This is a genomic window from Streptomyces sp. NPDC060027 (assembly GCF_042737005.1).
Taxonomy (GTDB): domain Bacteria; phylum Actinomycetota; class Actinomycetes; order Streptomycetales; family Streptomycetaceae; genus Streptomyces.
On the sequence record NZ_JBHWVI010000263.1, the window covers coordinates 1 to 10,899 of the forward strand.

Here is a 10,899-nt window from a genome sequence, read left to right on the forward strand (position 1 = left end):
TACTCCCGCTACCAGCTGCGCATCGCCGCCCGCGCCCGCGAACTCGTCGACCAGGGCACCCCCGTCGAGGCCGCCTGCCGCATCGTCATCCTCGAGGACCAGCTCGAAGAAGCCCGACGCATCAATGAAGAACACCGCGCCGGTACTGGACCAGCGCACGGCGGGCACCTGACCCGCCAGTGATGGGACGCCGCCGGCAGGATTCCCCCGCCGGCCGCACGTGGCCGCCGGCCGGGTGAGGGCGCTGCCGGCCCGGCGACAGCAGCCTGGCGACAGCAGCCCGGAGACAGTGCTCCGGCGATGTCATCACCGGAGCCCCCGTCGGACGACAGGCCGTTCGGGTGCAGTGGGGACCGCAGCGGGACGGCGGCGTGATGCTGGGTACGCGTTCTTCATGAACTCACACGTCCCCGGCACCTCCGGGAAGCCCGGAAGCCCCTCAGGACCGGACACGCCGTCGACCGCGTGGCTGACGGCTCTGGCCCGCATCGAACGGTCGACGGCGGCGGATCCGGCGATCCGGGGTCTCCAGCGAGGGATCCGATCCCTTCCCCTGGGCGACGCACGCGATCTGCTGCGGGGCAGGCCGCTGGGGCACCCCGTGCACCCCGTTCTGGTACAGGTACCGATCGGCTGCTGGCTGTCGGCCGCCGTACTGGACATCGTGCCGGCCGACCGGCGTGCGCCCACGATCCTCACGGCCGTCGGACTGGCCGGAATCGCCCCGGCAGCGCTCGCCGGCTGGGCCGACTGGGCGGACCTGCCACCCGAGCAGGCCCGGGTCGGACTGGCCCATGCGGTCACGAACGTGGCCGCGGTGGCCTTCTACACCGCATCCCTGGCCGCACGGCTGCGCGGTCGCTCGACGAGGGGCAGGCTGTGGTCACTGGGCGGTCTGACGGCAGTCGCGGTGAGCGGCGCGCTGGGCGGGCACGTGGCCTACCGGCGGGCCGTCGGCGGACACCCGGCGTAGGCACACCACAGCGCCGCCGAACCACAGAGTCGCCGAACCACAGCGCCGCGACGCCGCACCACCAAACAATGGAAGGCGCGCCGCGGCCTGCAAGGAACCCGTTCTGTGCTGCGGGGCCCCGCGTCAGCGTCAGGAACCTCGGATCAGTTCTTTGACCTCGGGCGGAATCTTGTTGCCGGAGTGGACGGCGACCAACCGGGTGTCACTGGGCGTGTCTCCCACCGCGATGGCGATGCTGGGGTCAACTCCCTTGACCGCGTAGGCGGTCGTAGGGGAGGGCGGCTGGGCGTCGTCATCGTCATCGGGTGTGTCGTTGCAGGACGGAAGGGTGGCGGGACCGAGCTTGTCCCCGACGGTGAAATCGACGTTGGCCACGTCCGAGTACTCGTGGTTCTGGTAGTCGACCAGGAACACGCAGGACGACGCGGACGTGCCGTCGTCGCTCGACGGTGTGCAGGCGACGGACACCGCGAGGACGGCCGCCGCCAGGAGCATCCCCACGGGTCCTCTGCGGGACGGGAGTACGGCTTTCATCGATCTGCCTCCTCTGGAGCGTCTGCCCCGGTGATGTCCTTCAGCCCGAAGACGTGTCCGGCTTCATGACTACCGACGCTGGGGATGCCGTATTTGTTCGAGCAACTCGCGGTCGGCTTGTTCGTGAAGTCGTTGTCGTGCGTGTTGAAACGGGTGTCGGCCTCGCAGGTCGTTCTTGATACCGGCCGCCATGCCGGTGCCGTCACGCGGGCGCCGCAGGGGTGTGCCGCTGGTGCGCATGGGGGCGGGCGGTGTCCCCGCCAAGAGCGTTCACCTTCAAAGCATTGCAACGACCGGGAGGGAATCTGTTGCATTAGCTCAAGCTTATTGCAACGATTAGTCGGCCTCTACCTGCACTGATATATCGAGCGCGCAATAAATCAGTTGTCAGAAAAGTGAAGGCAACGTAGCGTTTCCGTCATCGGAAACAGCGGACTGAAGGCCTCGGAGGCCGAGAGGTACGGGTTTCGCAAGCGAGCGGCCAAGGGGGGTCGGATCATGGCGGCAGTAAAGAACCGGCAGCGGACGGCGCCCGGCGCTCTCACCGCCTTCGCCCGCTTCGTGTTCTGCGGCGGAGCGGTGGGGCTCGCCTCCAGCCTCGCCGTGGCGGCCCTCGCCACACGGATTCCCTGGGGCCTGGCCAACGCCCTGATCAGCACGGTCTCCACACTCCTGGCCACCGAGCTGCACGCCCGCTTCTCCTTCGGCGCGGGCGTACGGGCGACCTGGCGCCAGCACGCACAGTCGGCCGGCTCCGCCGCCGCGGCGTTCGCGCTGACGTGCACGGCGATGCTTGCCCTGCAGTACCTGGTGGCGGCACCCGGCGCGATGCTCGAGCAGATCGTCTACCTGTCCGCCTCCGCACTCGCCGGTCTCGCGCGGTTCGCGGTCCTGCGCCTCGTCGTCTTCGCACGCAACCGCTCGCAGACCGCAGCCACCGGCCACGCCACCCGACCCGTACCCGCGACCGTGACCCAGACCGCGGCACCGGCCGGCCCGGCGGTCCTCTGCCGCGCCGCCTGACCGCATCGCCGGACGCCGTGCCGCCCGGCCCATCGGGCGGCACGGCCGGATCCCGCGGCGCACGGGCGGGCCGGTGGCGGACCAGCGAACCGCTGCGGCGCCGCCCGCCCCGCCCCGGGCGTCGGCCTGCACATCACCCAACGCACCCCTGGGACCGGGGGATTCACCCCTGCCCGCTCCGAAGCCGTGACCGACCGCGCAATGACCGGCCTCGTAGCCCGCCGCCCCGGCCTCACGCGCCGTCAGGAACCGTTCCCGGCACCTCCTCCTCGACCCTCGGAACCTTCAGGCACGTCTCCTCGAGGTGCCGCCGGTGCGACCGGAGGGTCGAGGTCCACAGCGCCAACGGCTACCTGCTGCACCAGTTCCTGGCCCCCAACACCAACCGGCGCACCGACGCCTACGGCGGCGGCATCGAAGGCCGCATCCGCTTCACCATCGAAGTCGTCGACGCCGTCGCCGTCGCCGTCGCGATCGGCGCCGACCGCACCGGCCTGCGCATCTCGCCCGGCAACACCGTCAACGGCATCACCGACAGCGACGCCGACGACCTCTACCCCACCCTGCTGGAAGCCATCGCCGGCAAGAACCTCGCCTACCTCCACATCGCCTACGCCGACCCCGCCCAGCCGCTCTTCACCCGCCTGCGTGAGACCTGGCCCGGCACCCTCATCGCCAACCCGGTCCTGCCCGCCGAGATCCCCGTCGACGGAGGCAAAGAGGCCGCCGAACACCTCCTGGCGGCCGGCGCCGACCTCATCGCACTGGGCCGCCCCTTCCTCGCCAACCCCGACCTCGCCGCACGGATGCGCACCGGCGCACCCGTCAACGCCGTCCGCGCCAAGTACGCGATGTACACCGGCGGTTCCACCGGCTACACCGACTACCCCGCCCTCGGCGCTCTCGTCTGACCCGCGCGTGGAGCGAGTTCGCCGCATCCACCGCACCGCACCTCAGGCTCTCGGCGGGGTCCCGGCCGGTGAAGCGAACGGTCACTTCGCCCGGACCAGGTACATCAGTCACTCCGCCCGGATCAGGCGCATAGGCCGCTGCGGAGACGGCAGTTGGGTATCCGGGCCGGGCGGCGGGGGAGACCCCTCCCGTCGCCGAAGGCGGGGGTGCCGTCGGCGTTCCAGTAGATCTTCTGCAGCCGGGTGCGGCCCCGACGGGCGGCCGGACGGAACCCGTGGCGCGCACGGGGGCACTCGCGCCGCCGCGATCACACCGTGCCCGGTGCGCCGCATCCGTCCTCGGTCATCCGCCGACGGATCCCGTTCCCGTTCCCTATCCCGGCCAGGTGCCAGGTGCCGGAGGGCCGGGGTGCGAGGGCCGGCAACCCCCTTCACCGTGCAGGCGACCGCCCTCACCCACCTCCCGTACCCTTTCGGCCGGTTCGCCCGGCAGGGGCGCAGCGGCTGCGGAGCAGCGCGACCCCCGTATCCCCGGCTCGCCCACCGCACCCGCCTACGTCCGCGTCAGGTCACGGACGAGGCGAGTCAGCCGGGGGGAGGGGGCGACCTTCAACTCCATCTGCAGCAAACGCCGGTAGTCCTTGTACCGCTTGACCGCGCACGCCACGTTGCCCTCGGCCAGGTGCACCTCGACGGCAATGCGGTGCGGCGTCTCGCGGAACGGGTCGATGGAGATGGCGGCGAGCGAGGTCTGCAGCGCGGACAGGTGCCGGCCCTCGCTCTGGAAGCGCTGGGCGAGTGCCTCCAGCGCGTACAGCCTCAGCTGGTCCCAGCGTTCGCGTTCGAGGAGCAGCCATTCGTCGTCCCAGCCAGGGAGCAGGGTCTGGCTGAGGTCCGCCGCAAGACGGTCCCCGTCGGGGCCCGCGCCGTCGCCGGACACCAGGCGGCAGGCTCCGTCCCATGCGCCGTGGAAGTCGACGGAGACAGAGGGTGCGAGCGAGAGGTTGCGGTCGGCGCTGTCGATGGCGGGGGCCGATCCGATCTTTCTGCCCTGGCAGAGTGCCGAGCGCAGATTGGCGGCCGCCCGGCAGGACGTGCAGTCGGGCCACAACTGCTCGGCGGTCAGGCGCCGGTGAGCTCCCTCGCGGTGCAGGGCCACGAAGGCCAGCAGCCGCTGCGCCCCGGTGGAAATGGCAACGCGCCGCCCTCCACAGGTGACTTGGAAGGGACGCAGGATTTCAAGACATGCTCCTTGCGACACACCTCTCACTCTGCGCGAGGGCATATGCGACTGCAACCGCGCGGACGGGCGCGAGTGTTATCGGGCATGCGGCGCCGACGAGGAGCCGATGCCGTACGCCCGCATGAAGGAACGTTTCTGCAACGTTGTGAAGACGCTCTCCGAACGCCTGCGGGGCGAGTGGTGCACGCCCGGCGCCACACGGCGCAACGGCGACGGGACGCACCCGTGGGACACCTCGTTGCGTGCCCGGCGTGTCGTAGGCGGCTGCCGGACCACGCCGGAACACATCGGGAGTCGGCGCGCGGAGGGTCAGCATGGACATCCGGTCGGTGGTGCGCGGGATCGCCGGGGAACACGAACTCCTCGGCAGTCCCCAGGTCCGCGTGGCCGTCCTCGACGGCCCGGTGGACGGGGCACACCCCTGCTTCACGGGATCGGCCCTCACCCGACTGCCGACCCTGGTGTCCGACCCGGCCGGCCCGGGCCCGATGTCACTGCACGGCACACACGTCACGAGCCTGCTCTTCGGACAGCCCGGATCGCCGGTCTCCGGACTCGTGCCGCGCTGCACGGGCCTGCTGCTGCCGGTGTTCCGTGAATCCCCGGACGGCCGGGTGACACGTGTGCCGCAGCTGGACCTGGCACGGGCCGTGGAACAGGCCGTGGAGGCGGGAGCCCATGTCATCAACATCAGCGGCGGGGAACGTACCCCCGAAGGTGCACCGGACAGCATGCTGGCGCGGGCGCTGCGGCGGTGCGAGGAGAACGGTGTGCTGGTGGTCGCCGCCGTCGGCAACGACGGATGCGACTGCCTGCAGGCCCCCGCCGCCACCCCGTCCGTACTCGCGGTGGGGGCCGCTGATGCCACCGGAGCACCGCTCGGCATCAACAACTGGGGCGCCGCGTACCGGGACAACAGCGTGCTGGCACCCGGACAGCACATCCAGGGCGCCGCACCCGGCGGCTCGCTCGCCTCGCTGACCGGAAGCAGCTTCGCCGCCCCGGCGGTGACCGGGGTCGTGGCACTGCTGGTGGCACAGCAGCTGGCCCAGGGCCGCCCGGCCGACCCCGTCGCCGCGGGCCGCGCCGTACGCGAGTCCGCGATCCGCCCGCCCTGCGACCCGCACGATGCGCCCCGGTGCCGCCGGCTGCTCGGCGGCCGGCTGAACGCCCCCGGCGCCTTCGCCCTGGTCGGCGGCGGGACAAGACCGTCCGCCGCAGGCCCTGGGACGACTCACGCCGAACCGAAAGAGAGAGCCAACGACATGGACACGAACGCCGTACACGCGCAGGCCCCCGAACCGCCCGAGGCCATGCCCGCCGCCGCGTCCCCGGCCCCCGCGGGCGCCGCGGCCCCGGCGTCTCCGCCGCCGGCCGCCCCCGCACAGGTTGCGCCCGCGCAGGCCCCCGCTTCCGGCGAGGCGCCCGTTCCCGCGCCGCCGCCCCCGTGGCCCGCCGCACCGCAGACACCGCCCGTACCCGCACTCCCGCCCTCGTGGCCCGCGCCGCCGCCCCCTGCCTGGCCGGTCACGTCCGAAGCGACGCAGCCCGGTGTGCAGTCCGCCGCCCACCCCGCTCCGCCCCCTGCGGCCTGCGCGGTGCCCCCTGCTGCGGCGGCGCCCGCTGCCGCCTACGCGGCGAACACGGGCGCCTGCCCGTCGTGCGCCGGCTGCGGCGGCACCTGCGGAGGTGCCGGCGGGCACCCCAGCGGGAGCGGCACCGCCGCCCCGTCCGCGGCCCCCGGGCAGCAGCTGATCTACGCGATCGGCACCATCGGCTTCGACTTCCAGACCGAGGCCCGCCGGGACAGCTTCCGCCAGCAGATGCCGTACAACGTCGTCCCCGCCGAGGGAGGCCGGCCGGAGCAGGAGGTCCAGCCGAACATCTACGACCCCCGGCAACTGCACGCCTACCTGAGCAAGAACCCGTGGGCCAGCGACAAGCTGACCTGGACGCTCAATATGGACGCCACCCCGCTCTACGCCCTGGAGGCGGAGATGCCGGTGGGCATGGACTGGACCCGGCCCATCATCACCGACCCCAAGGCGTCCCCGGAGATGGTGCACAAATCCGCCCAGAGTGCGCTCGACGACAGCGGGGCGCTCGGCCAGCTCCTCGAGACCCTCTCGTACCCGCCGGTCTCCTACGTCTACCGGACCTTCCGCGACGCCGTCCTCGGCCAGGCCAAGGGCAAGGACGAACCCGACTTCGTCTCCCGGGTGTCGATCCCCGGCGTCCTCACCGGCCGCACGGTGCGGCTGTACTCGGGCCAGGTCGTCCCGGTGGTCGAGGTCAAGAGCCGCGGACTGTTCACCTGGAACGAGACGCTGCTGGTCGACGCCGTGGTCGCCGCGGTGGTCGACAAGCGCGTCAAGGAGGCACGCAAGGACGTCGGCGCCTCCGAGGTGGCGCAGGACGCCGCCGAGGAGAAGGTCCGCCACGAGTTCGCCGGCGAGAAGGGCGCCTACCTCAGGAAGTCCGTGCGCGCCCTGCTCGACAAGATCTACTGGCAGTTCCGCAACCTCGGCCAGAGTTCCGCCGACCGGGCACTGAACGCGGCGGGCACCAACGCGTTCCTGGTCGGCAGCGAGATCCAGGACGGCATCCTCTCCGCGGAGCACGTCCCCGGCAGCAGCAACAACTTCTACTCGCTGAACACCGTCAGCGTCTCCAAGAGCCCCTTCTGCCGCCCCGGTTCGGACTGCCAGGACGTCGTCATGACCTTCTTCGACCCGGAGAACGACCAGCGGGCACCGGTGTCGTACCTGTTCACGTTCGACGTCAGCGACGAACTGCCGGTCAGTCTCGCTCCGGTCCACACGTTCATCGGCGGCGTCTGACCGCCGCCCCCACCGAGGAGCCCTCCATGGCCAGGACCACACATCCCGCACCCGCCTCACTTCCCGTGCAGGCACCGCCCATCTGCCGCGACCCCGGGCAGGAAGTGCAGGAACCGCAGGAGCGGCGCGACGGCACCGGTGTGCAGGCCGCCCGCTCGGGCTGCGCGGAACTGTGGGGACCCGCCCGGCAGATGTGTTACGCGCAGCGCTCGCGAGAGCTCTGAGAACGCCCGCGGCGCGAGCGCCCGGACCTCCGGCGGCAATCCGCCCGCCGGACAGTCACCAGGTGAAAGGTGAGAAAGATGAATGAGCCGTCCACACGGCGCGCGGAGAGGCCGGCTCCGTCCGGCACCCCGCGGACGCCGTTCCAGACCCCCGCCATCGACCGCGACCCGATCGGCCCCAAGGGCTCGGGCGACGGCACCGACGGCGTCGAGGCCAACTTCGGCCTGGGCGACATCTGGAACATCGCGAAGAAGGTCCTCTTCTAGAGGGCCGTCGCACCACCTGTCGCGGCAGCGGTGACGGGGGCCGGTTGCCCCCGCCCCCGCTGCACGGCCCTGAGAGGACACCGGGATGAACAGCGAGATCCCGCAGAACACCACGCCGTCCGTCACCCTGCGGACGCCCTTCCAGGCGCCCGCCATCGACCGGAGCCCCACCCCCGCCGCCCACGCCGACACCACCGCAGCCGGCGCCGAAGCGAATTGGGAAGTGCCCTGGAAGCTGATCGGCCACGGCGCCAAGGGAGTCCTGGACCACTGGCTCTCCGGCGCGGACTAGCACCCGGGCACCGGACGAAAGGACACGGACATGAACGAGGACTTCTCTCCGCGAGCAGCCCCCTCGGCCGTCCTGCGGACGCCTTTCCAGGCGCCGGCGGTCGACCGCACCCCCGCAGCCCACCAGAGCGCGGGCACCGAGAACACCGGCGGCGCCGAGGCGAACTTCGCCTGGCTGCTGCCCCTGGCCGCGAAGGCGATCGGCGCCTTCTTCAATTGAGGCCGCACGCCGACGGCAGTGCAGTTCCCCGACAGCCGTCGGCAAGGTCCGGAAAGGACGGCGGCATGAACGACACGTTCAAAGCGCGCGCCGCGCACCTGGGCACCCAGCTCAACCTCCCCGTGCTGGGGACGGTAGAGCGCCGCTGGGACACCTACCAGCCCTTCCTCAAGGCGGTACGCGGCTACACCTACAAGGAGACCGAGAAGGGCCCCGAACTCGAAGGCTTCGTGGTGGAGGAGCCCCCGCCCAAGTCCACCTTCGGCTCCGACGTCTCGGACCCTCCCGCCCGCAACAGCCAGGACGGGCCCGGCTGGAACTGCCCACCGGGTGAGCCCTGCACATGGCTCGGCCCGCTCTAGCAGGACGTCTGTGTCCGGCCGCCCGCCACGAACGGGCGGCCGGACACGAGCGACACCTGTCAGACCCGCACCCCCTGCCCGCGGGCAGGCCGAGTGCGTTTCCGGCAAAGGATCCACGCCTCCCGGCGGGCTCCTCGACACTGCGGCAATGAGGATGAGCGAGGCGTATGCCGCAGCCGTGGCCGGACTCGTGCCGGTCGTGCTCCTGCTGATCACAGTCGAGATCACCAGCAATAGAAGCCGCATGCACGACCTGTTCGCCGAGGTGGGCCGACCCGCAGCCGTGGCACGGTCGATGGCGCGAAGAGAACATTTCACGCAGCAGCAGATCGAGCGAGCAGAGCGCGCGACTCATGCGCTGCGCTCGGGAATCCGTCAACTCCGGTGGATGCTCGTCTATTTGGCCGGATCGGCTGCGGTGGCGCTCATGCTGCTCGACGCCGAGAGACGCGCATTGCGGTGGCTCGGCGACCCGAGCCCGGGCCCCGCGGAAAGCGACGCGAAGTACTGCTTGATCGTTCTGGGCATCGCCTTCTTCCGGGTGGTCATCGCTCCACTGCTCGACATCCTCCGCCCCCTCGTCGAAGGCGCCGCGGACCTGCTCCCGGCAGCCGGCTCCATCACCCGCCTCTCGCGCGTCGTGGAACGCACCCGGAGGGAACAGCTGACCGGCTGCCCCACGCCACCCCAGGCCGCCGGAGTACGGACACCAGGCGACGCACAGTCATGACACAAGCCCCGTCCGGGGCCCGGGGGTCACCGCCCGCGGGCTCGAGTCCAAGGACGCTGCCGAGCAGCCACCGCTGCGCGGGCGTCACCCCTTCTTTACCGTACGTGCGTGAGCGCGAGTGCCTGCCTCACCGTTCAGCAGGGCCGTCGTGCTGCTTGAATTGAGGCAATTGCCCGCGTAAGAGTCCGTATCGGCCGCCTGTGATCACGACGGCATGGCACGTGATCAACAGTCCTTGTCCCATGGCAATCTGCGGTCCAGCACAGTGACTTGGAACCGGAGGTACACCGCGCGTGGCGGCGAAGACCAATCCCACCGTCAGAAGGCGCCGTCTTGGAGCCGAGCTGCGCCGGCTCCGGATGGCCAGTGGGCTGAAGAGCACAGAAGTGGCCGAGCGGCTCATGGTCTCCCAGCCCAAGATCAGCCATCTGGAGAACGGCAACCGCACCATCAGCCCCCGCGACGTACGCGACCTGTGCGCGATCTACGCGGTGACGGACCAGCAGGTCATCGACTCGCTGATGGAGATGGCCAGGGAATCCGGCCGGCGGGGCTGGTGGCATCGCTACGGCGACCTCTCCGACAGCGTCTACATCGGCCTGGAGACGGACGCCGCCGCCGTCCGTACCTACGAGCCCACGGTGATCCCCGGCCTGCTGCAGACCCCCGCCTACGCGCGGGCCGTCATCGGGGAAACGATCCCTCTGCCCACTGCCGAACAGGCCGCCACGCGGCTCAAGGTGCAGCTGCGCCGTCAGCACCGGATCTACGACCTGGCCTGCCCGCTGCGCCTGCGGGCCGTCGTGGACGAATCGGCGCTGCGCCGCGGCATCGGCAGTCCCGAGACCATGCGGGAGCAATTGGAGCACCTGATCGCGGTCGGTGGCGAGCCGCACATCACGGTGCAGGTCCTGCCCTACACGGTGGGCGCCCATCCGGGCCTGTCAGGGCAGTTCTCCATCCTGGCCTTCGCCGACAGCCCCGACGCGGTGGTGTATGTGGAACGGTTCACCAGCGGCCTCTACCTGGACAAGCCGTCCGACGTGCAGCACTACAGCGTGATGTACGACCACCTCCAGGCCCGGGCTCTCGACCCCGCCGACAGCCGCGACTTCATCGCCGACGCCGTCAAGACGTACATCGACGCGGCAGTCGGCGTGCAGGCGGCTTGACGCTTCGGTGGCCGGGCGGTCACCACGACCACGGCAGAGCCGGGCGGTCCAGCGGGTGGCGATCGGTGCCGCGAGCGCGGACACGGCCCCGTGGCCGCCGTCCTGGGAC

13 protein-coding genes and 1 pseudogene are annotated in these 10,899 nt (G+C 71.1%); 12 read left to right on the forward strand and 2 right to left on the reverse strand.

What is annotated here, in order from left to right; all coding sequences use genetic code 11:
* Together ACFWBT_RS37690 and ACFWBT_RS37695 are read left to right on the forward strand one after the other, a co-directional pair.
* A pseudogene (locus tag ACFWBT_RS37690) lies at positions 1-183 on the forward strand (MerR family transcriptional regulator); the annotation flags it as partial.
* Between the two features lie 211 nt (positions 184-394).
* The gene (locus ACFWBT_RS37695) at positions 395-973 is read left to right on the forward strand and encodes a DUF2231 domain-containing protein (protein WP_385707709.1); all 579 of its coding nucleotides are present in this window, start codon (positions 395-397) and stop codon (positions 971-973) included.
* 129 nt (positions 974-1,102) lie between these two features.
* Here the strand turns inward: ACFWBT_RS37695 and ACFWBT_RS37700 are convergent, their stop codons facing one another.
* Positions 1,103-1,507 (reverse strand): DUF6281 family protein, encoded by a 405-nt coding sequence (locus ACFWBT_RS37700; protein WP_385707711.1) that lies wholly within the window; start codon positions 1,505-1,507, stop codon positions 1,103-1,105.
* Between the two features lie 498 nt (positions 1,508-2,005).
* On the opposite strand from ACFWBT_RS37700, the gene ACFWBT_RS37705 reads away from it, so the two are divergent.
* Together ACFWBT_RS37705 and ACFWBT_RS37710 are read left to right on the forward strand one after the other, a co-directional pair.
* Complete coding sequence (locus ACFWBT_RS37705; RefSeq protein WP_385707713.1) at positions 2,006-2,530, forward strand: hypothetical protein; 525 nt, start codon at positions 2,006-2,008, stop codon at positions 2,528-2,530.
* Positions 2,531-2,547: 17 nt separating this feature from the next.
* Positions 2,548-3,441 (forward strand): hypothetical protein, encoded by an 894-nt coding sequence (locus ACFWBT_RS37710; RefSeq protein ID WP_385707715.1) that lies wholly within the window; start codon positions 2,548-2,550, stop codon positions 3,439-3,441.
* A gap of 553 nt (positions 3,442-3,994) precedes the next feature.
* On the opposite strand, the gene ACFWBT_RS37715 is transcribed toward ACFWBT_RS37710, so the two are convergent.
* Positions 3,995-4,702 carry a BTAD domain-containing putative transcriptional regulator gene (locus ACFWBT_RS37715; RefSeq protein WP_385707717.1) on the reverse strand — a complete coding sequence of 236 codons (708 nt, stop codon included), beginning with the start codon at positions 4,700-4,702 and terminating at the stop codon, positions 3,995-3,997.
* Between the two features lie 296 nt (positions 4,703-4,998).
* On the opposite strand from ACFWBT_RS37715, the gene ACFWBT_RS37720 reads away from it, so the two are divergent.
* The 8 genes from ACFWBT_RS37720 to ACFWBT_RS37755 all read left to right on the forward strand — a co-directional run bounded on the left by ACFWBT_RS37720 (position 4,999) and on the right by ACFWBT_RS37755 (position 10,790).
* Positions 4,999-7,524 (forward strand): S8 family serine peptidase, encoded by a 2,526-nt coding sequence (locus ACFWBT_RS37720; RefSeq protein WP_385707720.1) that lies wholly within the window; start codon positions 4,999-5,001, stop codon positions 7,522-7,524.
* A gap of 26 nt (positions 7,525-7,550) precedes the next feature.
* Positions 7,551-7,748 carry a hypothetical protein gene (locus ACFWBT_RS37725; RefSeq protein ID WP_385707723.1) on the forward strand — a complete coding sequence of 66 codons (198 nt, stop codon included), beginning with the start codon at positions 7,551-7,553 and terminating at the stop codon, positions 7,746-7,748.
* Between the two features lie 78 nt (positions 7,749-7,826).
* Positions 7,827-8,015 (forward strand): hypothetical protein, encoded by a 189-nt coding sequence (locus tag ACFWBT_RS37730; RefSeq protein WP_385707726.1) that lies wholly within the window; start codon positions 7,827-7,829, stop codon positions 8,013-8,015.
* A gap of 85 nt (positions 8,016-8,100) precedes the next feature.
* Positions 8,101-8,307, forward strand: coding sequence for a hypothetical protein (locus tag ACFWBT_RS37735; protein WP_385707729.1), 207 nt, complete (start codon positions 8,101-8,103; stop codon positions 8,305-8,307).
* A gap of 30 nt (positions 8,308-8,337) precedes the next feature.
* Positions 8,338-8,526 (forward strand): hypothetical protein, encoded by a 189-nt coding sequence (locus ACFWBT_RS37740; RefSeq protein WP_385707732.1) that lies wholly within the window; start codon positions 8,338-8,340, stop codon positions 8,524-8,526.
* Positions 8,527-8,591: 65 nt separating this feature from the next.
* Complete coding sequence (locus ACFWBT_RS37745; RefSeq protein ID WP_385707735.1) at positions 8,592-8,888, forward strand: hypothetical protein; 297 nt, start codon at positions 8,592-8,594, stop codon at positions 8,886-8,888.
* A gap of 148 nt (positions 8,889-9,036) precedes the next feature.
* Positions 9,037-9,618 (forward strand): hypothetical protein, encoded by a 582-nt coding sequence (locus ACFWBT_RS37750; RefSeq protein ID WP_385707737.1) that lies wholly within the window; start codon positions 9,037-9,039, stop codon positions 9,616-9,618.
* A gap of 293 nt (positions 9,619-9,911) precedes the next feature.
* Positions 9,912-10,790 carry a helix-turn-helix domain-containing protein gene (locus ACFWBT_RS37755; protein ID WP_385707740.1) on the forward strand — a complete coding sequence of 293 codons (879 nt, stop codon included), beginning with the start codon at positions 9,912-9,914 and terminating at the stop codon, positions 10,788-10,790.
* Positions 10,791-10,899: the final 109 nt, after the last annotated feature.

Excerpts from the sequence above, each read along its gene's own strand:
- ACFWBT_RS37695 (WP_385707709.1), top strand. The coding sequence starts at position 395 with ATGAACTCACACGTCCCCGGCACCTCCGGGAAGCCCGGAAGCCCCTCA.
- ACFWBT_RS37700 (WP_385707711.1), bottom strand. The coding sequence starts at position 1,507 with ATGAAAGCCGTACTCCCGTCCCGCAGAGGACCCGTGGGGATGCTCCTG.
- ACFWBT_RS37705 (WP_385707713.1), top strand. The coding sequence starts at position 2,006 with ATGGCGGCAGTAAAGAACCGGCAGCGGACGGCGCCCGGCGCTCTCACC.
- ACFWBT_RS37720 (WP_385707720.1), top strand. The coding sequence starts at position 4,999 with ATGGACATCCGGTCGGTGGTGCGCGGGATCGCCGGGGAACACGAACTC.
- ACFWBT_RS37725 (WP_385707723.1), top strand. The coding sequence starts at position 7,551 with ATGGCCAGGACCACACATCCCGCACCCGCCTCACTTCCCGTGCAGGCA.
- ACFWBT_RS37730 (WP_385707726.1), top strand. The coding sequence starts at position 7,827 with ATGAATGAGCCGTCCACACGGCGCGCGGAGAGGCCGGCTCCGTCCGGC.
- ACFWBT_RS37735 (WP_385707729.1), top strand. The coding sequence starts at position 8,101 with ATGAACAGCGAGATCCCGCAGAACACCACGCCGTCCGTCACCCTGCGG.
- ACFWBT_RS37740 (WP_385707732.1), top strand. The coding sequence starts at position 8,338 with ATGAACGAGGACTTCTCTCCGCGAGCAGCCCCCTCGGCCGTCCTGCGG.
- ACFWBT_RS37745 (WP_385707735.1), top strand. The coding sequence starts at position 8,592 with ATGAACGACACGTTCAAAGCGCGCGCCGCGCACCTGGGCACCCAGCTC.
- ACFWBT_RS37750 (WP_385707737.1), top strand. The coding sequence starts at position 9,037 with ATGAGGATGAGCGAGGCGTATGCCGCAGCCGTGGCCGGACTCGTGCCG.